This window comes from Petrotoga halophila DSM 16923 (assembly GCF_002924615.1).
This window is the reverse complement of record NZ_JALY01000116.1, coordinates 1-25,757: the sequence shown is the minus strand read 5'-3', so window position 1 is coordinate 25,757 and position 25,757 is coordinate 1. Positions and strand designations below refer to the sequence as shown.

Annotated in this window: 39 protein-coding genes and 1 other RNA gene; 36 read left to right on the top strand and 4 right to left on the bottom strand. The window is 36.4% G+C overall.

Translation table 11 applies throughout. From position 1 onward, the window contains the following. The first annotated feature begins 30 nt into the window (after window positions 1-30). The 36 genes from AA81_RS05415 (at window position 31) to rplQ (ending at window position 22,911) form a co-directional block, all read left to right on the top strand. A complete protein-coding gene (locus AA81_RS05415; protein ID WP_103078838.1) occupies window positions 31-2,028 on the top strand; it encodes an ATP-dependent helicase in 1,998 nt (665 codons plus the stop codon). Window positions 2,029-2,234: 206 nt separating this feature from the next. Continuing rightward, entirely contained in the window at window positions 2,235-2,609 is a 375-nt protein-coding gene (gene rpsL, locus AA81_RS05410; protein ID WP_103076400.1) for a 30S ribosomal protein S12, read from the top strand. 19 nt (window positions 2,610-2,628) lie between these two features. Then, window positions 2,629-3,096 carry a 30S ribosomal protein S7 gene (gene rpsG, locus AA81_RS05405; protein WP_103076399.1) on the top strand — a complete coding sequence of 156 codons (468 nt, stop codon included), beginning with the start codon at window positions 2,629-2,631 and terminating at the stop codon, window positions 3,094-3,096. A 25-nt stretch (window positions 3,097-3,121) separates the two neighbouring features. After that, window positions 3,122-5,209, top strand: coding sequence for an elongation factor G (gene fusA / locus AA81_RS05400; RefSeq protein WP_103065583.1), 2,088 nt, complete (start codon window positions 3,122-3,124; stop codon window positions 5,207-5,209). Window positions 5,210-5,243: 34 nt separating this feature from the next. Next, on the top strand, window positions 5,244-6,443 hold the full coding sequence (gene tuf / locus AA81_RS05395; RefSeq protein WP_103065582.1) for an elongation factor Tu: 1,200 nt from the start codon (window positions 5,244-5,246) through the stop codon (window positions 6,441-6,443). 77 nt (window positions 6,444-6,520) lie between these two features. After that, window positions 6,521-6,832, top strand: coding sequence for a 30S ribosomal protein S10 (rpsJ, locus tag AA81_RS05390; RefSeq protein WP_103065581.1), 312 nt, complete (start codon window positions 6,521-6,523; stop codon window positions 6,830-6,832). 59 nt (window positions 6,833-6,891) lie between these two features. Then, the gene (gene rplC, locus AA81_RS05385) at window positions 6,892-7,533 is read left to right on the top strand and encodes a 50S ribosomal protein L3 (protein ID WP_103065580.1); all 642 of its coding nucleotides are present in this window, start codon (window positions 6,892-6,894) and stop codon (window positions 7,531-7,533) included. A gap of 16 nt (window positions 7,534-7,549) precedes the next feature. Further along, on the top strand, window positions 7,550-8,215 hold the full coding sequence (gene rplD, locus AA81_RS05380) for a 50S ribosomal protein L4 (RefSeq protein ID WP_103065579.1): 666 nt from the start codon (window positions 7,550-7,552) through the stop codon (window positions 8,213-8,215). After that, a complete protein-coding gene (rplW, locus tag AA81_RS05375) occupies window positions 8,215-8,511 on the top strand; it encodes a 50S ribosomal protein L23 (RefSeq protein WP_103898455.1) in 297 nt (98 codons plus the stop codon). The genes rplD and rplW overlap by 1 nt, the downstream gene beginning before the upstream one ends. Before the next feature lie 14 nt (window positions 8,512-8,525). Beyond that, entirely contained in the window at window positions 8,526-9,350 is an 825-nt protein-coding gene (rplB, locus tag AA81_RS05370) for a 50S ribosomal protein L2 (protein WP_103898454.1), read from the top strand. 33 nt (window positions 9,351-9,383) lie between these two features. After that, window positions 9,384-9,677 carry a 30S ribosomal protein S19 gene (gene rpsS, locus AA81_RS05365; protein ID WP_103076395.1) on the top strand — a complete coding sequence of 98 codons (294 nt, stop codon included), beginning with the start codon at window positions 9,384-9,386 and terminating at the stop codon, window positions 9,675-9,677. Between the two features lie 12 nt (window positions 9,678-9,689). Beyond that, entirely contained in the window at window positions 9,690-10,136 is a 447-nt protein-coding gene (gene rplV, locus AA81_RS05360) for a 50S ribosomal protein L22 (protein ID WP_103076394.1), read from the top strand. Window positions 10,137-10,151: 15 nt separating this feature from the next. Beyond that, complete coding sequence (rpsC, locus tag AA81_RS05355) at window positions 10,152-10,787, top strand: 30S ribosomal protein S3 (RefSeq protein WP_103076393.1); 636 nt, start codon at window positions 10,152-10,154, stop codon at window positions 10,785-10,787. Window positions 10,788-11,005: 218 nt separating this feature from the next. Then, the gene (gene rplP / locus AA81_RS05350; protein ID WP_103076392.1) at window positions 11,006-11,431 is read left to right on the top strand and encodes a 50S ribosomal protein L16; all 426 of its coding nucleotides are present in this window, start codon (window positions 11,006-11,008) and stop codon (window positions 11,429-11,431) included. Next, window positions 11,431-11,631, top strand: coding sequence for a 50S ribosomal protein L29 (gene rpmC, locus AA81_RS05345; RefSeq protein WP_103066435.1), 201 nt, complete (start codon window positions 11,431-11,433; stop codon window positions 11,629-11,631). The genes rplP and rpmC overlap by 1 nt, the downstream gene beginning before the upstream one ends. A 5-nt stretch (window positions 11,632-11,636) precedes the next feature. Next, window positions 11,637-11,969 (top strand): 30S ribosomal protein S17, encoded by a 333-nt coding sequence (gene rpsQ / locus AA81_RS05340; protein WP_103076391.1) that lies wholly within the window; start codon window positions 11,637-11,639, stop codon window positions 11,967-11,969. Continuing rightward, complete coding sequence (gene rplN, locus AA81_RS05335) at window positions 11,950-12,318, top strand: 50S ribosomal protein L14 (RefSeq protein WP_103076390.1); 369 nt, start codon at window positions 11,950-11,952, stop codon at window positions 12,316-12,318. Before rpsQ ends, rplN begins: the two co-directional genes overlap by 20 nt. Before the next feature lie 9 nt (window positions 12,319-12,327). Then, on the top strand, window positions 12,328-12,648 hold the full coding sequence (gene rplX, locus AA81_RS05330) for a 50S ribosomal protein L24 (protein ID WP_103898453.1): 321 nt from the start codon (window positions 12,328-12,330) through the stop codon (window positions 12,646-12,648). A 73-nt stretch (window positions 12,649-12,721) separates the two neighbouring features. After that, window positions 12,722-13,279, top strand: a complete 558-nt coding sequence (gene rplE / locus AA81_RS05325) for a 50S ribosomal protein L5 (RefSeq protein WP_103898452.1) — start codon at window positions 12,722-12,724, stop codon at window positions 13,277-13,279. Window positions 13,280-13,295: 16 nt separating this feature from the next. Then, window positions 13,296-13,481, top strand: a complete 186-nt coding sequence (locus AA81_RS05320) for a type Z 30S ribosomal protein S14 (RefSeq protein WP_103078834.1) — start codon at window positions 13,296-13,298, stop codon at window positions 13,479-13,481. Window positions 13,482-13,495: 14 nt separating this feature from the next. Then, on the top strand, window positions 13,496-13,900 hold the full coding sequence (gene rpsH / locus AA81_RS05315; protein WP_103898451.1) for a 30S ribosomal protein S8: 405 nt from the start codon (window positions 13,496-13,498) through the stop codon (window positions 13,898-13,900). Between the two features lie 12 nt (window positions 13,901-13,912). Further along, on the top strand, window positions 13,913-14,473 hold the full coding sequence (rplF, locus tag AA81_RS05310) for a 50S ribosomal protein L6 (protein WP_103898450.1): 561 nt from the start codon (window positions 13,913-13,915) through the stop codon (window positions 14,471-14,473). A gap of 30 nt (window positions 14,474-14,503) precedes the next feature. Further along, window positions 14,504-14,872 (top strand): 50S ribosomal protein L18, encoded by a 369-nt coding sequence (rplR, locus tag AA81_RS05305; protein ID WP_103076384.1) that lies wholly within the window; start codon window positions 14,504-14,506, stop codon window positions 14,870-14,872. 16 nt (window positions 14,873-14,888) lie between these two features. Continuing rightward, window positions 14,889-15,422: a 30S ribosomal protein S5 gene (rpsE, locus tag AA81_RS05300; protein WP_103076383.1), complete on the top strand. Its 534-nt coding sequence runs from the start codon at window positions 14,889-14,891 to the stop codon at window positions 15,420-15,422. A gap of 3 nt (window positions 15,423-15,425) precedes the next feature. Next, entirely contained in the window at window positions 15,426-15,611 is a 186-nt protein-coding gene (gene rpmD / locus AA81_RS05295; RefSeq protein WP_103066425.1) for a 50S ribosomal protein L30, read from the top strand. A 32-nt stretch (window positions 15,612-15,643) separates the two neighbouring features. Next, the gene (gene rplO, locus AA81_RS05290) at window positions 15,644-16,099 is read left to right on the top strand and encodes a 50S ribosomal protein L15 (protein WP_103076382.1); all 456 of its coding nucleotides are present in this window, start codon (window positions 15,644-15,646) and stop codon (window positions 16,097-16,099) included. 1 nt (window position 16,100) lies between these two features. After that, complete coding sequence (secY, locus tag AA81_RS05285) at window positions 16,101-17,381, top strand: preprotein translocase subunit SecY (protein WP_103076381.1); 1,281 nt, start codon at window positions 16,101-16,103, stop codon at window positions 17,379-17,381. Window positions 17,382-17,388: 7 nt separating this feature from the next. Next, window positions 17,389-18,033, top strand: a complete 645-nt coding sequence (locus tag AA81_RS05280; RefSeq protein WP_103078826.1) for an adenylate kinase — start codon at window positions 17,389-17,391, stop codon at window positions 18,031-18,033. Further along, complete coding sequence (map, locus tag AA81_RS05275; RefSeq protein ID WP_103898449.1) at window positions 18,033-18,785, top strand: type I methionyl aminopeptidase; 753 nt, start codon at window positions 18,033-18,035, stop codon at window positions 18,783-18,785. The genes AA81_RS05280 and map overlap by 1 nt, the downstream gene beginning before the upstream one ends. A 536-nt stretch (window positions 18,786-19,321) precedes the next feature. Beyond that, complete coding sequence (gene infA, locus AA81_RS05270; protein WP_103078824.1) at window positions 19,322-19,552, top strand: translation initiation factor IF-1; 231 nt, start codon at window positions 19,322-19,324, stop codon at window positions 19,550-19,552. A gap of 48 nt (window positions 19,553-19,600) precedes the next feature. Next, complete coding sequence (gene rpmJ / locus AA81_RS05265) at window positions 19,601-19,717, top strand: 50S ribosomal protein L36 (protein ID WP_103078823.1); 117 nt, start codon at window positions 19,601-19,603, stop codon at window positions 19,715-19,717. Window positions 19,718-19,755: 38 nt separating this feature from the next. Next, complete coding sequence (gene rpsM, locus AA81_RS05260; RefSeq protein ID WP_103078822.1) at window positions 19,756-20,121, top strand: 30S ribosomal protein S13; 366 nt, start codon at window positions 19,756-19,758, stop codon at window positions 20,119-20,121. Window positions 20,122-20,330: 209 nt separating this feature from the next. Further along, complete coding sequence (gene rpsK, locus AA81_RS05255) at window positions 20,331-20,720, top strand: 30S ribosomal protein S11 (RefSeq protein WP_103898448.1); 390 nt, start codon at window positions 20,331-20,333, stop codon at window positions 20,718-20,720. 19 nt (window positions 20,721-20,739) lie between these two features. Next, window positions 20,740-21,375 carry a 30S ribosomal protein S4 gene (gene rpsD / locus AA81_RS05250; protein WP_103078821.1) on the top strand — a complete coding sequence of 212 codons (636 nt, stop codon included), beginning with the start codon at window positions 20,740-20,742 and terminating at the stop codon, window positions 21,373-21,375. Between the two features lie 95 nt (window positions 21,376-21,470). Then, complete coding sequence (locus AA81_RS05245) at window positions 21,471-22,535, top strand: DNA-directed RNA polymerase subunit alpha (protein WP_103898467.1); 1,065 nt, start codon at window positions 21,471-21,473, stop codon at window positions 22,533-22,535. Next, the gene (gene rplQ, locus AA81_RS05240; protein WP_012208588.1) at window positions 22,525-22,911 is read left to right on the top strand and encodes a 50S ribosomal protein L17; all 387 of its coding nucleotides are present in this window, start codon (window positions 22,525-22,527) and stop codon (window positions 22,909-22,911) included. Before AA81_RS05245 ends, rplQ begins: the two co-directional genes overlap by 11 nt. Window positions 22,912-22,949: 38 nt before the next feature. On the opposite strand, the gene rnpB is transcribed toward rplQ, so the two are convergent. The 4 genes from rnpB to AA81_RS05220 form a co-directional block, all read right to left on the bottom strand. Further along, an RNA gene (rnpB, locus tag AA81_RS05235) (RNase P RNA component class A) lies at window positions 22,950-23,279 on the bottom strand. Continuing rightward, the gene (gene mnmL / locus AA81_RS05230) at window positions 23,278-24,204 is read right to left on the bottom strand and encodes a tRNA modification radical SAM protein MnmL/YtqA (protein WP_169999619.1); all 927 of its coding nucleotides are present in this window, start codon (window positions 24,202-24,204) and stop codon (window positions 23,278-23,280) included. Before mnmL ends, rnpB begins: the two co-directional genes overlap by 2 nt. After that, the gene (locus AA81_RS05225) at window positions 24,198-24,689 is read right to left on the bottom strand and encodes a hypothetical protein (RefSeq protein ID WP_103898447.1); all 492 of its coding nucleotides are present in this window, start codon (window positions 24,687-24,689) and stop codon (window positions 24,198-24,200) included. The genes mnmL and AA81_RS05225 overlap by 7 nt, the downstream gene beginning before the upstream one ends. Beyond that, window positions 24,598-25,757 (bottom strand): amidohydrolase (locus AA81_RS05220; RefSeq protein WP_103898446.1); only part of this gene is annotated, 1,160 nt, incomplete at its 5' end. The genes AA81_RS05225 and AA81_RS05220, both read right to left, overlap by 92 nt.

Here is a 25,757-nt window from a genome sequence, read left to right as displayed (position 1 = left end):
CAATATGATATTTAATAGGAGTGTAAATACATGGAGAAAAATAAGGGGAATGATTTCCTCTTTTTGGAAAAAAGGTTCCCCTCTTTTCTAGAAAATGAGTTAGATGAGGAACAAAAAGAAGCTGTTATAAAATCAGAAGGAAGATCGATAATAGTTGCGGGTCCCGGCTCTGGTAAAACTAGAGTAATAACCTATAAAATTGCCTATTTGTTGAATAATGGAGTTAAACCTGAGAATATTTTACTAGTTACCTTCACTAAAGCGGCAGCAAAGGAAATGATAGAAAGAGTAAAGAATGTAACTAACAGAAACATGGACAAAATGCTTGCAGGTACCTTTCATCATATATGTAATTCTATTCTCAGAAGGTATGCTACGATTTTAGATTACAAAAATAATTACAGCATTCTCGACAAAGAAGATTCAAAAGATTTACTGAAAATGGCTAAAAGCGAGTACATCAAGGAAATCAGTGATAATTACAAACTTCCCAAAGAAGAAGTAATAATGAAAATTATAAGCTATTCATGTAATACATTAACCTCTTTAAGAGAAGCCATACTTGAAAGAGCTCCCTATTTGTTGAATTTTGAAAGAGATATTGAACAAATCTGGGGTATATATACCCAATTAAAAAAAGATATGAACGCCATGGACTATGACGATCTATTAGTAAATACTTTAGTTTTATTCAAAACTCATCCAGAAGTACTAAACAAGTGTTCAAGCCAATTTAAATATGTTTTAGTTGACGAATTTCAAGATACGAACAAAATTCAAATTGAATTGGTTGAGGCTTTATCCTCGGTTCATGGAAATTTGATAGTTGTTGGAGACGATTCTCAAAGCATATATTCTTTTAGAGGAGCTTTATTTAAAAACGTAAAAGATTTTATAGAAGATGACAGAACAAAAGTTTTCAAAATACAAAGTAATTACAGAAGTACCTCTGATATAGTAGGTTTTATTAATCATTTAATACCTTCTAACTCTGTACCTAAAGTCCTCAAGCCTATAAGAAAAAGTTATTTAAAACCTTTTGTTGTGGAAACTTTTGACGATTTGGAACAAGCCGATGCCGTAACCAAAATCATAAAAGATAAATTAAAAGAAGGTTTAGATTACAAAGATATCGCTGTACTATATAGATCACATTCACTATCTATGGTATTACAGCAAAAATTGGATTCAAAAGGTATTCCTTACAGAATACTATCGGGATTGAGATTCATCGAAACCGCACATATTAAAGATATATTGGCTTTTTTAAAGGTATTAAACAATCCTTTGGATAAGATTTCATGGATGAGAGTTTTAAAATTATTTCCTGGGATTGGTAACAAAACTGCATCAAAGATCTATGAAGAGATAGAAACTCGAATAAATGAGGAAAACGATAACATCTCAAATATATTGAAGGAAACTGAAATAAAAAAGTTCAAAACACCCCTGGAATTATTGACAAAACTTTTTGAAAAGAAAGAAAGTAGTCCTGATGAGTTGATAGATGTCATTTATCAAGATTTCTACCAAGAATATTCTTTCTTAACTTTTACTGATTCTAAATCAAGGAACATGGATATTGAAAGATTCAGTGAAATTGCCAGTCGATACGATTCCGTGGGTGCTTTTATAGAAGATTTGACGCTCAGTGAAGAGCTAGGGGTAATACCCGCGAACGATGAAAAAAAGAACGCCACGAACGGGGTCAATGATGAGAATAAGTTAACTCTCACAACGATTCATGGAGCAAAGGGGTTGGAGTGGAAAGTAGTTATTCTCATATCGGTGAATCCAGGAGATTTTCCCAACGGACTTGCAATTAAAGAACAAAAATTAGATGAAGAAGAAAGGCTCTTCTATGTTGCCATAACAAGGGCAAAGAATGAATTATACATTTTGAAACAACTGACTGGAACGACCAACCCTTATTTAAGGAATTCATTTTATTTTGTAAAAAAGGAAAACGATTTTATCAAAAAAATTCCTGAGGGAATGGTCAACCGTTTGAAAATCAATTATAAATAACGATAAATTATTTAAATTGTTATATTTAATTAATTTTTAATTAAGGTCTAATAATGTAAAATATCCACTGGCGTTTTCTTATTTTTTCAAATATACGAAAAATATATATATTTTACTAATATAAATTAAAATAAAGCAGAAGGAGGTGAACTCTCATTTTTGAGGGCACTTATTTAGTGGCTTCCCTTGAAATGAGAGAAATCTAAGTGCCAACGATTAATCAATTAATAAGATATGGAAGAAAATCTGTAAAGAAAAAGACCAAATCTCCTGCATTACGAGGTAACCCTCAAAAACGAGGTGTTTGTGTAAGGGTATCAACTATGACCCCGAAAAAACCTAATTCAGCTTTAAGAAAGATTGCAAGGGTTAAACTATCGAATGGAATTGAAGTAACTTGTTATATACCTGGAGAAGGTCATAACCTACAAGAACATTCTAACGTTTTGGTAAGAGGTGGAAGGGTAAAAGATTTACCTGGTGTAAGGTATAAGATAATCAGAGGAGCTTTGGATGCTGCTGGAGTTGAAGGTAGAAAACAAAGTAGAAGTAAATATGGTACCAAAAAACCAAAGGCTTAATAAGGAGGTTCTTTACTGAATGAGAAGAAGAACTGCTGAGAAAAGAAACATAGTTCCAGATCCCGTTTACGGAGATATTTTACTTTCTAAATTTATAAACAGGTTAATGTATGATGGGAAAAAATCTTTAGCTCAAAAAATAGTGTATTCTTCTTTGGAAAGATTGGCTGAAGCAACAAAAGAAGATCCAATAGAGGCTTTTCATAAAGCGATAGATAATGTTAAACCTGTGGTAGAAGTAAGATCAAGAAGGGTTGGGGGTTCAACATATCAAGTACCTTTTGAAGTACCTGAAAACAGAGCCACATCTTTAGCTATAAGATGGATAGTTACTTCTGCACAATCAAAAAAAGGAAGAGATATGATTAGTAAATTATCTCAAGAACTGATAGACGCGTACAACAATACGGGACCTGCCGTAAAAAAGAAAGAAGACGTTCACAGGATGGCTGAAGCGAATAGAGCTTTTGCACATTTCAGATGGTAGTATAGCAGTTTTAGGAGGGATTGTTTTGAAAGAAAGATTATACCCCATAGAAAAAATAAGAAATATAGGAATAGTTGCGCATATAGATGCAGGGAAAACAACTACTACCGAAAGAATTTTGTTTTATGCGGGGACAAAACACAAATTAGGGAATGTTGATGAAGGTACAACTGAAACAGATTGGATGGATCAAGAAAAAGAGAGAGGGATTACCATAACCTCCGCTGCAACGTCCGCCTTTTGGAAGGATCATAGGATAAATATAATTGATACACCAGGCCACGTTGATTTTACGGTTGAGGTGGAAAGATCATTACGTGTTTTAGATGGGGCGGTTGCCGTTTTTGACGCTCAAGTTGGAGTTGAACCACAATCTGAAACTGTTTGGCGGCAAGCTGACAGGTACAGAGTGCCGAGAATTGCTTTTATGAATAAAATGGATAAAATAGGAGCGAATTTTTTTAACGCTATACAAACAATGAAAGATAAGTTGGGTGCGAATCCTGTTGCTTTGCAAGTTCCAATAGGTTCTGAGTCGGATTTTGAAGGTGTAGTTGATTTACTAACTATGGAAGCACTTTATTGGAAAGATGAAAGTGGCCAAACAATCGAAAGAACCAGTATTCCAGATGATTTAATAGATTTTTGTGAATCGAAGAGAGAAGATTTAATTGCCGCAATTGCGGAGGTTGATGAAGATATAATGGAACTTTATATAGAAGAGGAAGAAATTCCCCTGGCTAAATTAAAAGAAGCGATAAGAAAAGCCACTATTCAAAACAAAATAGTACCTGTTTTTTGTGGAAGTGCTTTTAAAAACAAAGGTATACAACCCGTGTTGGATGGAGTTATCGATTATCTGCCGTCGCCATTAGATATGCCCCCTGTTAAGGCGTTTGATGAAAGGACGGGGGAATATGTAAAAGATATTCATCCTTCCAAAGACGAAGATTTTTTTGCGTTGGCTTTTAAAATAATGGCGGACCCTTTTATTGGTAAGTTGACTTTTGCTAGAGTTTATTCCGGTACTTTAAATAAGGGCAGCTACGTGGTCAATACAACTAAAAATAAGACAGAAAGGGTATCTAGACTTGTTTTTCTCCATGCTGACAAAAGGGAAGAAGTTGATTACATAAGGGCTGGAGACATTGTTGGATTAATTGGCTTAAAGGATACTTCTACAGGGGATACACTCTCAGATAAAGAATGTAATATAGTTCTAGAAAAACTTGAATTCCCAGAACCTGTTATTTCGGTCTCCATAGAACCTGAAACCAAAGATGATGAAGCAAAATTGGGTAAAGCCCTAAATGCATTAACAGAAGAAGACCCAAGTTTAAGAAGCTACGTCGACCACGATACTGGAGAAACCATATTATCTGGAATGGGAGAATTGCACTTAGAAATTATCATTGAGAGAATTAAAAGAGAATACAAGGTGAACGTTAAAGTAGGTCAGCCGCGTGTAGCATATAAAGAAACAATAAAACTTCCAGCCGAAGCTGAAGGTAAATATATAAGGCAAACTGGAGGTCGTGGGCAGTACGGACATGTTAAACTTAGAATTGAACCGCTGCCTTTGAATAGCGAAAAAGAATTCGAATTTGTTGATAAAATAGTGGGAGGAGTCATACCAAAAGAATATATACCAGCCATAGAGAATGGTGTTAAGGAAAGTATGCAAGATGGCGTCTTATTGGGATATCCAATGGTGGCTATTAAAGTGGAAGTTTTTGATGGTTCATACCATGAAGTTGACTCTTCAGAAATGGCCTTTAAAATAGCTGCATCTATGGCTTTTAAAGATGCAGTAAAGAGAGCCAAACCAGTTTTGTTAGAGCCTGTCATGAAAGTGGACGTTACAACTCCTGAAGAATACATGGGAGATATAATTGCCGATTTAAGCTCAAGAAGAGGAAGAGTAGAGAGTTTTGAAAACGTGGGAGGAACGAATACCAGAATAATACATGCCCATGTTCCATTATCAGAATTATTCGGATACGCCACAGTAATGAGATCTCTTTCGCAAGGAAGAGCAACCAGTTCGATTCAATTTTCTCATTATGAGGAGGTTCCGGAGCAAGTAACTCAAAAACTCTTAAGTAGAGAATAAGTTCAATAATAATTTATAAGGAGGAGATAGAACAATGGCTAAAGAGAAGTTTGTTAGGGAAAAGACACACATGAACGTAGGAACTATCGGTCATATTGACCACGGGAAAACAACTTTAACCGCCGCTATATCCAAGGCTTTATCTTACAAAGGCTGGGCAGATTTTACACCTTTTGACATGATAGATAAAGCTCCTGAAGAAAAAGCAAGGGGAATCACCATCAACGTTTCACACATTGAATATCAAACAGAAAAAAGGCATTATGCACATATAGATTGTCCAGGTCATGCGGACTACATAAAAAATATGATAACTGGGGCAGCTCAAATGGATGGAGCTATTTTGGTTGTAGCCGCAACTGATGGTGTTATGCCACAAACAAGGGAACATGTTTTGTTGGCAAGACAGGTTAACGTTCCTGCTATAGCTGTTTTTATAAACAAAGTTGACATGGTTGATGACGAAGAATTAATAGACTTAGTAGAAATGGAAGTTAGAGATCTCCTAAGTAGCTACGAATTTCCTGGAGATGAAGTCCCAGTTGTTAAAGGTTCTGCCCTAAAAGCATTGGAAGAAGACAGCCCAGACGGTCCTTGGACACAAAAGATATACGAACTTCTAGATGCGATTGATAATTACTTTCCAGATCCAGTCAGAGAAACTGATAAGCCTTTCTTAATGCCCATAGAAGATATTTTCAGCATTACTGGAAGGGGAACGGTTGTTACTGGAAGAATCGAAAGAGGTGTTGTTCACACTGGAGATCAAGTTGAAATAGTTGGTTTGAGCTATGAAACAAAAAAGACTGTTGTAACCGGTGTTGAGATGTTTAGAAAGATATTGGATGAAGGTGAAGCTGGAGACAACGTCGGATGTCTTTTAAGAGGTATAGAAAAAGATGAAGTAAAAAGAGGTCAAGTCCTCGCCGCTCCAGGTTCAATTACTCCTCACAAAAAATTCAAGGCTGAGGTATACGTATTGAAAAAGGAAGAGGGAGGAAGACACACACCCTTTACCAAAGGTTACAGACCTCAGTTTTATATTAGAACAGCAGACGTTACAGGAACTCTTGTAGAATTTTCCAGCGGTGCAGAGATGGTAATGCCTGGTGACAATATCAATATGACAGTAGAACTGATTTACCCTGTAGCCCTTGAAGAAGGGATGAGATTCGCTATAAGAGAGGGTGGAAGGACAGTAGGAGCCGGTGTTGTTACAGAAATAATTGAATAATCAATTTGAATGTATTATTGTACGGGGAGCTTCAGCTCCCCTTACTAATGAGTTAAAAGGAGGCTTTTTAAAAAAATATGGCCAATAATAAGTACATAAAAATTAGATTGAAAGGATACGACCATAGATTACTAGATGAATCATCAAAAAAAATTATTGATGCCGTAAAAGATACCGAAGCTAAAGTTTCTGGTCCTATTCCATTACCAAATAAGAGAACTGTATATTCGGTAATAAGATCCCCACACAAATATTCATATTCAATGGAACAATTTGAAAAAGTTGTTCATAAAAGAGTTATATATATCTACAATGCTTCATCAGATACGGTTACTAAACTGTTGAAAGTCAATATTCCAGCAGGAGTATCTGTAGACATAAAGGCTTAATGCCATTGTAAATCTAAAAAAATTAAGACGGATATCATTCGGGCTCTGGAGGTGTGAAAATGAAGAGTATTTTAGGTAAAAAAGTTGCAATGACACGAATTTTTAAAGACGATAAAGCCATCCCGGTGACAGTTATCAAAGCTGGACCATGTGTGGTAGTTCAAAAGAAAACCGTAGAAACAGATGGATATAACGCTATACAGATAGGTTTTGAAGAGATACCGGAAAGAAAAGCAAACAAACCATTGATGGGTCACTTCAAAAAGGCACAAGTGCAACCCATGAGATATTTAAGGGAATTTAGAGTAGACAATGTCGATGATTACGAAATCGGTCAAAAAATTGATGTATCAATTTTTTCTGAAGGAGAAAAGATTGATTTAATAGGTAAATCAAAAGGCCGAGGATACTCAGGAGTTATGAAAAGATGGAACTTTTCAGGGGGAGAGAAAACTCACGGTTCAAAATTTCATAGAGATCTAGGATCAACAGGAAATGCATCCTATCCTTCTAAGGTATTCAAAGGGAAAAAAATGGCTGGTCAATACGGAAATGAAAGGGTAACCATTCAAAACTCAGAGGTAGTTTACATTGATGTACAAAACAATCTAATAGCGGTCAAAGGTGGAGTCCCAGGAGCGAGGGGCGGATTAGTAACAATAAGAGAAGCCGTTAAGGCTAAACGCCCAAAAATGAAGTAAGGAGGTCAATTAAAAAATGTCACAGATAGATGTATACAACATTAAAAATGAAAAAGTGGGAACGTTAGATATTAAAGATGAAATTTTTAATATCGACCCAAATATGGATGTACTATATAGATACGTGGATATGCAATTAACCAACAAAAGGGCAGGTACAGCTTCGACAAAAACTAGAAGTGAAGTCAGGGGAGGAGGCCGAAAACCGTGGCCTCAAAAGCATTTAGGTAGAGCAAGAGCCGGATCAATTAGATCTCCTATTTTCCGACACGGTGGAGTAGCTTTTGGACCAAAACCTAGGGAATTTCACAAAGATCTCAACAAAAAAATGAAAAGATTAGCATTAAAATCTGCATTGAGTGTCAGGTATAGAGAAAATAACTTAATTGTTTTGGATGATGTTAAATTTGAAAAACCTAGAACAAAAGATGTAAAAAATATTTTGACCCAATTTGGTATGGATGGTACAAAGGTCTTATTTTTATTTCCTTATAAGCAAGAACAATACGAAAACTTCAAATTGTCTGCAAGAAATTTACCAAAGGTGAAAGTAATTATTGCTGATAATCCTGGACAAAATAAAAAAAATGTGGATGGTTTGAATGTATTTGATTTAATAAACAATGAGAAAATTGTACTTACCAAAGAAATGGTGAATAAAATCGAGGAGGTGATCGGCTGATGGAGCTTCAAAAAGCGTACGATATTATTACTAGGCCGATCTTAACAGAAAAAACTTATTCTCTCATGCAAGAACGAAAATATACATTTGAAGTTGTGAAAGATGCTACTAAACCAGAAATAAAGGAAGCCATTGAAACAATATTCAAAGTCAAAGTAGAAAAAGTGTACGTAATGAATATGAAACCGAAACCAAAAAGATTGGGAAGAAGTGAAGGGTATACCAGAGGATGGAAAAAAGCAATAGTTAAATTAGGAGAAGGTTACGTAATAAGAGAATTGCAAGGCAGTTTGTAGGAGGGGAATAAATAATGGCGTTAAAACAATACAAACCCGTAACACCTTCGCGAAGATATATGTCGACTTCTGATTTTTCCGAATTATCAAAAGTCAAACCTGAAAAAAGTTTACTGGAACCATTGAAAAAAACAGGTGGAAGGAACCATTATGGTCGAGTTACAATGAGGCATCGTGGTGGTGGGCATAAAAGAAAATACAGAGTAATCGACTTTAAAAGGAATAAAGTAAATATCCCTGCAAAAGTTGCCTCAATAGAATACGATCCCAACAGAAGTGCAAGGATAGCTCTACTAGTATATGCTGATGGAGAAAAAAGGTATATATTATCTCCAAAGGGATTGAAAGTTGGAGAAACTGTAATGAATGGTGCAAATGCTGAAATCAAAGTTGGCAACTGCTTACCTTTGGAGAACATTCCTTTGGGTACGCTTGTACACAACATAGAATTTGAACCAGGCAGAGGTGGAAAAATAGCAAAATCTGCAGGGACTTATGCTCAGTTAATGGCTAAAGAAGGTAAATATGCACTTTTAAAAATGCCTTCTAGTGAGTTGAGAAGGGTTCGTTTAAGTTGCATGGCTACCATCGGTGTAGTAAGCAACGAAGACCATTCCAACGAAGTTTACGGTAAAGCGGGAAAAACCAGATGGTTGGGAAGAAGGCCCAAGGTAAGAGGTATGGTGCAAAATCCAGTAGACCACCCAATGGGTGGTGGAGAAGGTAGGAGCAAAGGTCACATTCCTAAATCCCCATGGGGGACTCCTGCTAAAGGATATAAAACAAGAAGAGGAAAAAAACAATCCGATAAATTTATTGTAAGAAGAAGAGGAAAGTAGGCACTAAACAGAAAGAGCAAGGAGGTGCAGTAGGTGGGAAGATCTTTAAAGAAAGGTCCATATGTTCATCCGAGTCTTATTAAAAAAATTAGAGAGATGAACGAAAAGGGTGAAAAAAAAGTCATTAAAACTTGGTCAAGAGCTTCAATGATCCTTCCAGAAATGGTTGGGCACACAATAGCAGTTCATAACGGAATGAAACACATACCGGTTTATATAACTGAACAAATGATCGGTCATAGATTAGGTGAATTTTCTCCAACCAGAAGGTTTGGAGGGCATCCGGACAAAAAAGCGGTTAAAGGAAAGTTAGAAAAGCAAGGTTGAGGAGGGTAGTTTATGGCTACTAATAATGTTTCCAGAGTTCAAGAAGATGGTAGAAAAGTAAAAAGGTCTGTTTATCATAGATTGAGAAAAGAAAAAGAAGCTGCTGAACCAATTGTTGAAGCTAGGGCAGTTACAAAGTATGTAAGAATATCACCAAAAAAAGTTAGATCCATGGCCAACTCAATAAGAAATAAAGATATAAGTGAAGCACTTCAAATACTCACTTTCAGTCCAAAAAAATCAGCACGTATACTATACAAAACTTTGATGTCCGCGATAGCCAACGCCGAGAATAATTTTGGGTTGAACGCTGAAAATCTTTATGTTTCTGAAATAATGGTGAATGAAGGCCCTAGACTAAAAAGACTATGGCCAAGGTCTCATGGAAGAGCAGATATTCTTCAAAAAAGAATGAGCCATATTTATATAACCGTGAGAGACAAAAGTGCCGATAAATAAAGTGAGGTGAATTAAGTGGGATCAAAAGTGCATCCAAACGGCTTCAGGCTTGGAAACAATAAAAATTGGAAATCTGTATGGTTTAACGAAAAGAATTATTCTGATTATTTACATGAAGATGAAAAGATAAGAAATTATCTAAAATCAAATTACGAAGCTGCCGGAATTTCAGATATATTAATTGAAAGACCCAGCGATTCGTTAATAAGAATAGATATCTATGGTGCAAGACTAGGGATTTTGATCGGACGAAAAGGTTCAGAGATAAAAAAAATTAGAGATGATTTGAAAAACATAGTGGGCGATAAAAATGTTAAGGTCTACGCTCAAGAAGTAAAAAATCCTTACGTTGATGCTCAACTCATAGCTGAAGATGTATCGGGTCAACTTCAAAGAAGGGTTTCGCACAAAGTTGCCATGAAAAGAGCTATAAGCAACGCCATGAGAAGAGGCGCTAAAGGCGTGAAAATTATGGTTTCTGGCAGGCTTGGTGGTGCTGAAATAGCAAGAACAGAATGGTATATGGAAGGAAGATTACCTCTTCAAACCTTAAGATCAAACATAGATTACGCTATCGTTCATTCTCAAACTAAATACGGCACCATAGGAATAAAGGTATGGGTCTATCATGGAGATACGATAATTCAATAATGTTTCCAAATGGATGGGCTACCAGATGAAGAGGCAAAGTCTTCTGCTCATCCTAAAAGGTAAGGAGCGGAGTGAAGATATCTTTCCCCATCCTTATGGATGGAGCTACGAAATGAAGGGACAAAATATTGTGTTCTTCCTTAGGGTGGGGAGCGGGGCAAAGGGGCGCTAAAGCATGCTAAAGATCGTAGAAATGGTAAAAAAGGAGGAAATCCTAAATGTTAATGCCTAAAAGAGTGAAATACAGAAAACAACAACGCGGAACAGTCAAAGGAATGACAAAAGGTGCTAGTTTGGTACATTTTGGTGACTGGGGATTAAAAGCGATGGAAAGTTCATGGATAACCGCTCAACAGATAGAAGCATGTAGGTTATCTATGGTTAGAACCTTAAAAAGAACAGGAAATATTTGGATTAACGTTTTTCCAGATAAACCAGTAACTTCCAAAGGTATTGGAACAAGGCAAGGAAAAGGTAAAGGTGATGTAGAAGGTTGGGTAGCGGTTGTAAAGAAGGGAAGGGTAATGTTTGAGATAGGTGGAGTCGATGAAGCAACTGCCAAAAGGGCCTTAGAGTATGCCGCCTCCAAGCTACCGATAAGGACTAAGATAGTTCAAAGATATGAAATAGGAGGGGAGCTCTGATGAGAATAACTGAGATGAGAGAATTAACAGACGAAGAGCTCAATGAAGAATTAAACAATTTAAAGGAAAAATTATTTCAATTGAGGTTTCAACTTGAACTTGGACAACTAAAAAATTCTTCAAGTATCAAGCAAGTAAAGAAAGATATAGCTCGAATAAAGACCATCCTCAAAGAAAGGGAACTCGGAATAAGGAGGTAAATTTCATGTCTAAAAAGATAATAACGGGAAAAGTTGTCAGCAATGCGATGGACAAAACGATAACGGTAGAAACAGACAGACTTACCAAACATCCCAAATACCACAAATTTGTTAAAAAAACCAGAAGATACCATGCACATGACGAAAATAACGAATGTGAGATCGGTGATATTGTTGAAATAGAAGAATCTAGAAAGCTTTCCAAAACAAAGGCTTTTGTTTTAAAAAGAATTGTGAGAAAAAATATTTTATCGGAAGAAGTTGAAACACCCGAGTCAGTTGAAGAAGAAGTACAAGAAGCCTTTGGAGGTGAGGTTGATGGTACAACTAGAGAGTAAAGTTAGAGTCGCTGATAACTCTGGAGCAAAAGTTTTAAGAGTTATTAAAGTACTCGGAGGATTTCATAAATCAAAAGGAACCGTTGGAGACACCGTTGTTTGCTCCGTTAGGGAAGCCATACCTCACACAGATTTGAAAAAAGGTCAAGTAGTTCAAGCCGTTATTGTCAGAACGAAAAAAGAGATAAAAAGGAAAGATGGAACCTATATTAGATTTGATGACAATGCTGCAGTACTAGTTGATAAAAATAAATTACCTTTAGGGACGAGGGTTTTTGGCCCAGTAGCCAGAGAAGTGCGGGAAAAAGGCTATGCGAAAATAGCATCGTTAGCAAAAGAAGTTTGGTGAGGTGAAAATATGTATAAAATAAAAAGAGATGACACTGTAATAGTAATTTCTGGAAAAGATAAAGGGAAAAAAAGCAAAGTTTTAAGGGTTATTCCAAAGGATAAAAAAGTTATTGTAGATAACGTAAACGTCGTTAAGAAACATCAAAGGCCCACTCAAAAGATGAGGGAGGGGGGAATTATCGAGCAACCCAGTCCTATTGATATTTCAAACGTTATGTTGGTTTGTCCAAATTGTGATCAAAAAACCAGAGTGGGATTTAAATTTCTTGAGGATGGAAGCAAAGTAAGATATTGCAAAAAATGTGGTGAAATAGTAGATAAGTCTTAATCCATTCGAATTGTTGAAACATTGTAAAAACCTAGCAAGTAAGTAAGGGAAGAAGCAAAAAGGAGGACTATCAATGGAAAAAGTTCAATATATACCTCTAAAAGACAGATACAAAGAAGTAGTAATACCTTCTATGATGAAAGAATTTAACTACAAAAACGAACTACAAGTACCAAAACTTGTAAAGATAGTTGTTAATATGGGAGTTGGAGAAGGCTCCAGAAATAGAGCCGTTGTTGAAAAACATGCTCAAGAGTTAACAAGGATAGTCGGGCAAAAAGCCTTAATAACCAGAGCTAAGAAAAGCGTTGCTAATTTTAAGGTTAGGGAAGGAATGCCAATAGGTGTAAAAGTAACTTTGAGAGGATGGAAAATGTATAATTTCTTGTACAAATTAAATCATATTGTATTACCAAAATTAAGAGACTTTAGAGGATTGCCATCTGATTCTTTTGATGGGAGAGGCAATTATACCTTTGGAATTCCTGAACAACTAATTTTCCCAGAAATTAAGCCTGATGACATAAATAGAGTTCAAGGAATGGATATAACAATCGTTACCACAGCTAAAACTGATGAGGAAGCAAGGAAACTGTTAGAATATTTTGGTTTCCCATTACAAAAATCATGAATGGAGGTTGTAATTAATGGCGAGAAAGGCGCTTATAGAAAAATCCAAAAGAACCCAAAAGTATAAAACAAGAGAGTACTCACGATGCAAAGTTTGTGGCAGATCAAGAGCTGTTTATAGAGAATTCGGTTTATGCAGAATATGTTTCAGAGAAAAGGCTCTAGAAGGTAAACTTCCTGGAGTTAAGAAGGCTAGCTGGTAAGGAGGGAAAAACGAATGTGGAGCGATCCGGTAGCTGATATGCTAACCAGAATAAGGAACGCCAACTCGGTGTTCAAAGAGAGTGTAGAAATACCTGCTTCGAACTTAAAAAGAGACATTTTAGAAATAATGAAAAAAGAAGGATTTATCAATGATTATAAATTCATAGACGATGGTAAACAAGGAATACTCAAAGTCTATTTAAAGTACAAAGGAACTAGAAGAGAAAAAAAACCTATAATGGAAGGAATCATAAAGGTTTCAAAAAGCGGAAGAAGAGTATATGTTAATACCCGTAACATACCAAAAGTAAAAGGTGGATTAGGTATAGCTATACTCTCAACGTCCTTAGGAGTAATGACCGATAAAGAAGCTAGAGAGAAAAAAGTTGGTGGAGAAGTAATCTGTTATGTATGGTGAGGAGGTGCCTAGATGCCACAATCGAGAATAGCTGATAAACCAACAATTATTCCTGATGGTTTAGAATTATTAGTGGATGGACAAACAATAAAAATCAAAGGTAAAAAAGGTGAATTAAGTCTAAATTTACCCGAATATTTGGAAGTTTACACAGATAACAACGAATTAATGATTAAATCAAAAGAAGGCGTAGTTAAAAGAGGTTCTGACGAGAAGCGATTAAAAGCGCTCAGAGGTACGTTCACCTCTCACGTGAGAAACATGATTAAAGGTGTAACTGAAGGATACCAAAAGGAATTAGAAATTACTGGTATTGGGTACAGAGCGCAACTTCAAGGGAAAAATTTAGTCTTGAATATTGGTTATTCAAAGCCGGTAGAATTTCCGGTGCCTGAAGGAATAACAATAGAGGTTCCACAACCCACACGAGTGGTGGTTAAAGGTATAGATAAATACAAAGTTGGAGAAGTCGCTGCAAGAATAAGAAGTTTGAGAAAAGTTAACGTATACAGCGGTAAAGGTATAAAATACGTTGGAGAAAGTGTTTTAAGAAAAGAAGGAAAGAAAGTTTAAAACATTTCCGCAAAGGAGGTCCCTTTTAAATTGATAAAACAATTAGACAAAAAAGCCCTTAGACGAAAAAGGCATTTAAGAGTGAGAAAAAACGTTAGAGGAACACCAGAAAAACCAAGACTAACAGTCTTTAAAAGTCAAAAGCATATATACGCTCAAATAATAGACGATACCAAAGGTGTCACATTGGTGTCTGCTTCAACAACCCAAAAACAATTGAAAGAAAAATTAGAAAAAACATGGGATGAAAACGCTGCAAAAGAAGTAGGGAAACTTATAGCTGAAAAAGCAAAAGAAAAAGGTATAACAGAAATAGTTTTTGATAGAAGCGGTTACAAATACCATGGAAAAGTAAAAGCTCTTGCTGAAGCAGCAAGAGAAACGGGCTTAAAGTTTTAGGAGGTGTTGGTAATTTATGCCGAGCGATCAGAAAGTAAAAGCTACTGATGCTGCAAATGAATTAGAAGAACGAGTAATCGAAATTCGAAGGGTCAGTAAAGTAACTAAAGGTGGAAAAACTATTTCATTTCGAGCTGTTTCAGTAGTAGGTAATAGAAATGGAAAAGTAGGATTAGGAGTTGGGAATGCCCGGGAAGTTCCACAAGCCATCAGAAAATCAATTGAAAATGCAAAGAATAATATAATAGAAGTCCCCGTTAGAAATGGAACCATTCCTTACGAAACAATCGGTGAACAAGATGCTTCCACCGTATTACTGTTCCCAGCAGGGCCAGGTACCGGTGTTATAGCTAGTTCAGCTGTAAGAGCCGTTGTTGAATTAGCAGGAATAGATAATATTCTAAGTAAATCCATTAGTTCAACGAACGTATTAAATTTAGCTAAAGCCACTTACAATGGATTAAAAAAGCTAAGATCTCCTCAAGAAATTGCAAAGTTGAGAGATTTAACTGTAAAACAAGTATTTTTTGGTGCACACGAGGGGGTATGAGCGATGTCAAGCCTAAAAATAAAATTAGTAAGAGGAAGAGCAGGGAAGAACAAAAGACAATTAGCTACTCTCGATGCTTTAGATTTAACTAGAAAAGATAAAGTAGTAATAAAACCTGACAATCCTCAAATTAGAGGAATGATAAGGACTGTACATCACTTAGTTGAGTGGGAAGAAATCGATTCTTAATTAAACAAACTGTAAATAAGGAGGCTATATACATGCCACTTAAAATTGAAGATCTAAAACCTACACCAGGATCAAGAAAACCCAAAAAAAGGTTAGGAAGAGGAATTGGCTCAGGATTAGGAAAAACATCCGGAAAAGGGCACAAAGGTCAAAAGGCTAGAGGAAGTGGTAAAATCGGTAAAGCCTTTGAAGGTGGACAAACAAACATTATTAGAAGGACTCCAAAATTTGGATTTTCTAATAAACCATTCAAAAAAGTATATTCTGTTGTAAACGTAGAAACATTAGAAAAGTATTTCTCAGAAAATGAAGAAGTAACTCCAGATATACTTCTAGAAAGGAAAGTAATAAAAAAATTGAACGATGGAGTAAAAATATTAGGAAAAGGAGAAATATCAAAACCTCTTGTTGTCAAAGCTAACTTTTTCTCTCAAACTGCTAGAGAGAAAATTGAAGCTGTTGGCGGGAAAATAGAGGTGATTGAATAACATGTTCAAAGCCTTTAGGAACGTTTTTAGGATTCCTGAATTAAGGGATAGGGTTATATTCACCTTTTTAGCGTTGATAGGGTTTAGGATAGGTATTTACATCCCCATTCCGGGAATAAATATTGAGGCATGGCAATCTGCTTTAAGTGGAGCAGCCCAAGGAGCGGTTGGAGGATTCATCGGTTTTTTTGACGTTTTTGCTGGGGGAGCATTAAGCAATTTATCTATATTTGTTCTCTCAGTAACACCCTATATTACAGCTTCGATCATTTTTCAACTTCTCTCTTCTATAATACCTAGTTTAAAAGAAATGTTGAGAGAAGGTGAAAGTGGGAGAAAAAAATTCGCTCATTACACCAGGATGTTAACGTTAGTGTTAGCTTTTGGGCAAGGATTATTAATGTCCATAGCTGCCAACAATTACAGATCCCCCAACCTATCACCAGTCCTCTTTGTAACTTTAGCAACCGTTTCTATAGCAGCAGGAACGATGTTTTTACTATGGATAGGTGAATTAATCACCGAAAAAGGAATAGGAAACGGAGTATCTGTTTTAATATTTGCAGGTATAGTATCGAGGTATCCTACATATGCAGCAGAAGCTCTCATAGGTTTAACTCCGTTAGAATGGATACTCTTAGCGGCTGTTGCCATATTTATAGTAATAGCCGTGGTAGCGGTTCAAACCTCTGAAAGAAGAATTAATATTCAGTATGCAAAAAGAGTGGTCGGCACCAAAATTTATGGAGGTTCCTCAACATATTTACCTATTAAGGTAAATGGTGGAGGGGTAATTCCAATAATCTTTGCTTCGGCTATCATGACTCTACCCAGTATGATTGCTGGAGTGACAAACACGACGGTAGACGATAGACTATTTGCCATAGGTGCTCCGCTTTACCTTGTGTTGTATGGTTTGTTGGTTTTCTTCTTTACATACTTCTACAGTTCTGTTGTTATGGATCCAAACGACGTAGCAGATAATATTCGAAATTATGGCGGGTTCATACCAGGTTTAAGACCAGGAAAACCGACTGTTAATTACATCACTTCAGTTATGACGAGGGTAACATTCATAGGAGCGATCTTTTTGGTAGTAATCGCTTTGGTCCCCTACTTTATCAGAGGTGCTTCAGGGATGCAGCAAATTTGGATAGGTGGTACCAGTACCCTAATAGCAGTGGGAGTTGCTTTAGACATAGTTCAACAGATGGAGCAACACATGATAGTTAGACAGTATGAAGGCTTTATGAAAAAAGGAAGGCTACGAGGAAGGAGATGAATTTTCGTTGAGACTTTTATTTTTCGGACCCCCTGGTGCAGGTAAAGGGACTCAAGCCAAAAAGGTAGCCAAGGAGTTTGATGTTGTACACATATCCACCGGAGATATTTTAAGAGATGCTGTTAGCAAAGGTACAGAATTAGGTAAAAAGGCTAAAGCAATTATGGATCGTGGAGAATTAGTTTCAGATGAAATAATGAACAGTTTGGTAAAAGAAAAACTGGAAGAATTAGATTCTTTTATACTTGACGGTTATCCTAGAACTTTAGACCAAGCAAAATTTTTAGATCAGGCAACAAAAGAGTTGAAAAAAGAAATAGATGCGGCAGTACTAATCGATGTTTCTGAAGAGGAAATAGTAAAAAGGATAAGTAATAGAAGAGTTTGCCCAAACTGTGGAAAAGTATATAATTTAATCACACTTAAACCAAAAGAAGACGAAAAATGTGATGTATGTGGTACAAAATTAATTCAAAGAGACGACGACAAAGAAGATGTAGTCAGAGAAAGATACAAAGTATATAAGAAAAATACCGAGCCCGTAATAGAATATTATAGAAAAAATAACAAAATAATTACAATAGACGGTGCTCAAGATGTTGAAGACGTTACAAAAGAATTGTTTAATATACTAAGGAGTTTTAACAAATAATGATAATAATTAAGACTGATCAAGAAATAGAAATGATGAGACGGGCTGGAAAAAAGCTTGCCCGTCTTCTTGACGCTTTACTTCCGGAAATAGTGAAAGAAGGCGTTAACGGAGAAGATATTGAAAAATATGTTTTAGCATACATGGAAAAGGAAGATGCTATACCCACTTTCAAAGGTTATAGTGGTTACAAATATGCCATCAACTTTTCTGTAAATGAAGAAGTTGTTCATGGATTTCCATTGAGAAGTAAAGTTTTAAAAAATGGTGATGTTGTATCCGTAGATTGTGGTTTAACTTACAAAGGATACATAGCAGATTCTGCCAGGACCTACATAATAGGACAAGTTTCTGAAAAGGAAAAAGAATTGGTTGAAGCGACCAAAGAATCTTTGTATATGGGTATAAAAAAAGCTGTAGTTGGTAATACAATTGGTGATATTGGTTACGAAGTTCAAACTTATATTGAAAGTAAAGGTTTTTCTGTAATAAGGGAATACGTAGGTCACGGCGTAGGAAGGAAATTACATGAAGATCCTCAAATTCCAAATTATGGAAGACAAGATAGAGGCCCAAAAATAAGAAAAAACATGACAATTGCTATAGAACCAATGGTATCTATGGGAAGTTACGAAGTGGATATTTTAGAAGATGGTTGGACAGCGGTAACCAGAGATAGATCGAAAGCAGCGCATTTTGAACATACAATTGCCGTGACAGAAAATGGCCCAGAAATACTAACGCAACTATAATTTAAGGGTTTATTTTTAGGGTCACGGGGGAACCCTCCTCCATCCCTTTTTCCTTATGGGCGGACAGCGATGTGGAAATGGATAAAAATTCTTTTATCCTTATGAGTAAGTTGAGGGGTCTAAGGGACCGCAGGTCCTTTCCTAAGAAGGGTGGGGTGCGGGGCGAAGGGGCGCAAATAAGGACTAAGCGCAGCTTACATAAAAAGTTCTAAAAATCATTTTCCAAAATTAAGTATCTGGTTTTAAAAGGGTCACAGGGCGGAGCACTGTTTGCTGTAGTATGCAAACTATGTTTTTAAGTTGATTTTGATTTTGAACTTGGGATCTTAAAGGGTTTACCCTTTTGCAGCCTTGTGCAAAAAACTTTTTTTAAACAAACACAGATTTTGGGGTTTTTAAGGGGCAAGCCCCTTAACGTATGGGTCTAAGGGACCGCAGGTCCCTCTTCCACAGGGGGGGCAGCGGGGGAAGGGCGCTAAATCGTATTTTAGAGTTACTAATGACAGAAAAAAATCCCTGAAAAAGGAGGGATTGTATTGGCTAAAAAAGACGTCGTTGTTATGCAAGGATACATCATTGAAGCTTTACCTAATGCAAATTTTAAAGTTAAATTAGATAATGGGCATGAAATATTAGCCCATATTTCTGGGCGAATGAGAAAAAATTTTATCAAAATACTTCCAGGAGACCGAGTCACTGTGGAAGTCTCCGTTTACGATTTAAACAAAGGAAGAATAGTGAAAAGGGAAAAAGGCAACAAAAATTAAAAAATAGATCAATACAGAGAATGAGAATCAAGAAGGAGGAAATAAATTATGAAGGTGAAGGCTTCTGTAAAAAAACGATGTGAGCACTGTAAAATAGTAAAAAGAGGCGGAAAAGTTTGGGTTGTATGTTCAAAAAATCCAAAACACAAGCAAAGACAAGGATAATAAGATAATAAGAATTTCTTTAAGAGGAGGATAAAAGGATGGCGCGTATTTTAGGTGTTGAAGTACCAGATAATAAAGCGTTATTTGTAGGATTAACATATATTTATGGAATAGGTAGAAAAACAGCACTTGATATATTAAATAACTTAGAAATAGACCCTAACAAAAGAGCAAAAGAACTAACCGACGATGAAATTTCAAAGCTAACTCACCACATAAACGAAAATTATAAAGTTGAAGGTGAACTAAGGCAAGAGGTTAATAAAAATATTAGGCGTTTGATAGACATTGGTAGTTACAGGGGGAAAAGGCATAAAGCGGGATTACCCGTAAGAGGTCAGAAAACCCACTCCAACGCAAGAACTAGAAAGGGACCAAGATTAACCAAGATCAAAAAAAGATAAAGCTAACTGAGCTTCTCATCATCCTTAAGGGTGAGTTGTAGGGGTTTAAGGGATTGCAGATCCCTTTTCCACATGGGTGGGGAGCTATGTAAATGGATAAAAATTACTTTAACCTTATGGGTGGGGAGCGGGGCGAAGGGGCGCTAACACAAGTTTTAGCGTTTCTAAAGAGAGTAATAAATCAAATTTTTAAGGAGGCTTTTAAATAAATGGCAAAAAAAGGAGTAAAGCAAAGAACCAAAAAAAAGAAAGCTGCTCCCGAAAAAGCAGCAATACACATTCATTCAACCTTCAACAACACAATCGTTACTTTAACAGATACTGAAGGCAGGCCAATAATATGGTCTAGTGGCGGAAATGTTGGATTTAAAGGAGCCAAAAAAGGGACTCCATTCTCAGCTCAAATGGCCTCAGATAAAGTTGCAAAAGAAGCTCTAAATCTGGGGGTAAAAAGGGTCGATGTATATGTTAAAGGGCCAGGTTCTGGAAGAGAATCCGCTATTAGGGCTTTACAGGCTGCAGGTCTAAATGTAGAAAGTATAAAAGATGTCACCCCTATACCTCACAACGGTTGTAGGCCAAAAAAGAAAAGATTCTAATTAAGGAGGGAAAGAATTAATGGCGAGGTACATAGGACCACTCGAAAAATTATCTCGACGCGAAGGAATAAACCTTTATTTAAAAGGGAAAAGAAGCTACACTGAGAAATCAGCCCTTAGAAAAAGAAATTACATTCCGGGACAACACGGAAGACAAAAACAAAAATTGACTCAATACGCTATGCAATTAAGATCAAAACAAGCCTTAAAAAGAATGTACGGCTTAATGGAGAAACAATTCAGAAACACTTTTGAAGAAGCTGAAAGATCCCCAAGCGGAGAAACTGGAGAAGTTTTGATGCAACTCTTAGAAAGAAGGTTAGATTCTGTAGTTTATCAAATGGGTTTCGCACCAAACAGAAGAACGGCAAGGCAAATAGTAACTCATGGACATATATTAGTTAACGGAAAGAAAGTAAATATTCCATCTTACAGAGTTAAAGTAGGGGATGTAATAGAAGTTAAGGAAAAAAGTCGCAACATACAACAAGTACGAGAAGGATTAGAATTAGTGCAAGAAGGATATAGAAATATTCCCAATTGGGTAAACGTGGAATTTGAAAATTATAGGGGAACTTTCGAAAGACTACCAAATATTGATGAAATGGATGTTCCTGTACCTTTGATTAACATCATAGAGCTTTACTCTAAGTAAAAAGTATTATTTATTTGAAACACAAAATATCACCTCGCTCATAAGGGGCAGGAAAGGAGGTGTGCTCTGACTCCCTAATAAGGATCAGAGATAATATGGAGATATTAATAAAACCGGAAAAATTTAGGATAGTTGAAAAGGAAGAGCAAGATGAATATAACTACTCAAAATACGAATTGTTTCCTCTGGAAAAAGGATATGCTATAACTTTAGGTAATGCATTAAGAAGGGTGTTGTTATCGTCCATTCCATCTTTGGCTATAACCGGGCTACGTATCCCAGGAAAATTACATGAATACGACACAATAAAGGGTATAAAAGAAGACATCTTGGAAATAACTTTAAACTTAAAAAAGGTTCAATTAAAGGTTGACGACATTGAAAGTCTCAACGAGATAGATTACCCAATTTTATTGAGTCTAAGAAAGAAATACAAAGCAGGTCAAGTCATAAAAAGTGGGGACATAAAAACTCCGGCAGGAGTAGAAATAGCCAACCCAAATTTTGTTATAGCCCATGTAAATAAAGATATGGAAGTAGACTTTGAATTGTACGCTCAAGCAGGGAAAGGTTTCATTCCTGCCCAAGAATTGACATTTCAAAGTGACATCGAATACATATTCATCGATGGAGTGTTCAGTCCCGTTCTTAAAGTTAACTATTTAACCGAAAATATCCGTGTGGGAAGAAGAACTGACTACGATAAGCTAATACTTGAAATTTGGACGAAAAAAAACATAACACCCACCGAAGCATTAAAAGAAGCAACAAAAATTTTAATGGAACATTTTGATTTCATTTCCAAACTTTGGGAAAAAGAAGGAGAAGAGGGCGCTATAGAACAAATGGAAGTTTCAGTTGAAAGAGAGGAAGAAGAAGAGGAAGAAGCGGAAGAAAATATTTTTGGGTTGCCAAAAGATTTAGTGGAAACTCAGATTGATTCTTTGGATTTAACGAAAAGAGCTAAAAACTGTTTAAAAAGAGAAAAAATAGACACCATTGGAGAACTATTAAAAAGAAGACCTGCTGACCTTCTTAAAATCAAAAACTTTGGAAGAAAATCTTTAGACGAGATAAAAAAAGAGCTAAGTGAGAAATTTGATATAGATTACGAAAAATTACACCAAGAAGAAAGGGGGAACACCTTCGATGAGGCATAGAGTCAAAACTAAAAAATTAAATAGATATGCTTCCCATAGAAAAGCGTTGTTGAACAATTTGGCTAGAAGTGTATTTGAATCTGAAAGTATAATCACTACTACCGCAAAAGCAAAAGCCGTAAGGCCCCTTGTTGAAAGAATAATCACCAAAGCCAAGGAAGCTAATTCGACTGATCTCCCAGAAAGGAGAGTAGCTTTAAACAGGGATATAAACAAACACTTCAACGACAGAAAACTAGTCTACAAAATAGTACATGAGATCGCACCCAGATATGAAAATAGAAACGGTGGTTACACAAGAATATTAAAAATCGGTTATAGAAAAGGTGACGCTTCAGAATTATCTATACTCCAATTACTTCCGAAAGAAGAATAACTTAAACAATGACGCCCAGAACGGGCGTCATTGTTTAATATATCAGTAGGACTATAAGCCGGATTCTGTCAAGTTGACCATTAATCTACGCGGTCTACCCAGAAGGCGGACACTCAAGTCTCTCGGCGGGCCACCTCTGGCCTTCTTGCTTGACCTTGCTCAAGATAGAGGTTACCAAGCTGCCAGATCGCTCTGACACTGGTGAGCTCTTACCTCACCGTTCCACCCTTGCCTTTCGGCGGTTTTCTTTTCTATGGCCCTATTCAGGGATCACTCCCTCTGGTTGTTAACCAGTATCTTGCCCTTAGAGTCCGGACTTTCCTCAAAATAGGCCAAGTATGCCTACTCGCGATCAACCGTCCTACTTCAATTATTCAAATAGTTAAAATTTTTCCCCTGATAGGAACCTCTCTCTCTCATCGTATTTTCAATTAAGTTTAAAATCTTTATTTTAGAAATCCCCCAATTTCCATGTAACGTTCCGGTTTTTGGAGGATCAGCAACGAGTCTATGAATCACGACCTGTGGATCTAAGTATTCCAAGAAAGTAATTGCCCTTTCTACAAAATCATCCAGCGTCAAAGGTACAAACTCTCCACTTTTATACAAATCGGCAAGTTTTGTATTCTCAACGATATACAAAGAATGCAATTTTACACCGTTAACCTTCAAGGCGGAACTAACCTTAGCCATCTCTTTCACATCTTCTAATGTATCACAAGGAAAATCTATTATATAATGCAGAATAACCTCTAATCCCGCTTTTTTTAACCTATTTACAGAATCTATAACCTCAGCCAAAGAATGCCCTCTGTTCATATACTTTAACGTATTGGGGTTAGTACTCTCAACACCGAGCTCAACGTAAACATCAACTCTATCTTTAAAAGTTTTTAAAAGTGCTATCACCTCATCTGGAACACAATCCGGGCGGGTCGATACATCCAAACCTACTATTCTATCGTCTATTAAACTACTTTCATACTTTTCTTTCAATTCATCAACAGGGGCGTAAGTATTAGTGTTTGCCTGAAAATAGGCGAGGAATTTATTAGCTTTTTTCTCGTATCTATTAATCATTTCCTTAACCTGCTCTTCGATACTTACCTTAGGCTTAAAAGCGGCAAAACCGCTCCCCGTTAAATCGCAATAAATACATCCACCCTTACCTCTTACGCCTATTTTATTTGGGCAAGTAAATCCTGCGTTGATCGGTAACCTTTGCACCCTTTCACCGTATCTATTCTTAAAATACTCACTTAACCTATTATACAAATCCAACAAAATCACCATCTATTCAACTGAAGTTTCAGGTCGTTTATGACGCTTCTTTTTGGTCCATAAACAACAAAAAATAAGTTATTTACTCCCCTATACCAAGCACTGATTTGCATCTTCATATACGCGTCGTTATACTCACCATATATAAAGGGAATAGCTGAAAAAGTAGCGGCTAAGCCATCAGAATAATCACTCACAAAGGTATACCAAAAATTCAACAAAGTGAACGGATTATCGAAATGAACGACGTGAACTTCGTACAAACCACCATTCTTTTTGAAGTTCATCTCCAAATGTTCGCCAGTGTCTGAGACCGTTGTGTTTATTATAGTCCCGTTTCTGGTGACTATCCTACTTATCTCCTCATAGCCTTTGGGAGAAAACTCTATGTAATCATCGATGGGTTTAGATATCCCTATCGTCGTTATGGCTATCAGAATGATCGCTATTATTATACTTATCTTCGATTCTTTGGTAAAATTTATGGAATTTCTCATATATTTGCTCCTTTTCCTCTTTTAAAGTTAAAAATTCTCTATCGTAGTACAAAAACTTCCCCGCTACCATCGTTGCAAAAACGTTCTTAGGATTTGCAGAATAAACTATATGAGACTTCAACCTTGATAAATCATTAGGGAAAAACTCAAAAGAATCCATATCTAAAACAACCAAATCTGCTTTGAACTCAGGTTCTAACCTTCCGATATTTGTTTCTAAGGCAAAACCTCCGTTTTCCCAGCTCATTCTTAAAATCTGTTCTACTGAAAATCTATCAGGCCCATACTTGTATTTCTGCAATATACCTCCAAACTTCATCTCGTTGAAGAAGTTCAAAGAGTTGTTGCTTGCACAACCATCCGTACCAAAGGTTATGTTTATATTCTTATCGAGCATATCCACTATGGGAGCTATCCCATTGCCCAACTTCATATTACTGACAGGGTTATAAGCCACATTCACTTCTTTCCTTGAAAGAACCTCTATATCCTTTTCATCCACATGGACACAGTGCGCCGCTATCGTAGGAAGATCGAACAAACCCGTATTTTCAACATCTAAAAGATTGTACTGATTTCTTTCATTTGCTGATTCTAACAAATGAATCTGAATGTGAGTGTTGTACTTTTTCGCGATCTCAGCTACTTCTTTCAATTTATTCATAGGAACGGTGTAAGGGGCATGAGGCCCAAAGCCTATATAAATTCTATTGTCTAAGCCATTGTATTTTTCATACGTTTCGATATTTTCTTTTATCCTTCTATTCCAACCCTCATCTGTATCAAAAGAGAGCCCTCTTGATATGTATGCCCTAATTCCTAAATCGTATGAAGCTTTAGCTATCTCATCAGTAAACATATACATATCAACAAAAGTTGTTATTCCGTTGGAAATCATTTCTAACATAGAAACTAAGGCACCGTAGTAAGCCATTTCACTTTCCAAAAAATCCTCTCTTGGCAGCATCTCTTTGAACAACCAATCGTTAAGCGATAAATCATCGGCTATACCTCTAAAATAAGACATTACTGAATGGCTATGGGTGTTAATAAATCCAGGGACGATCA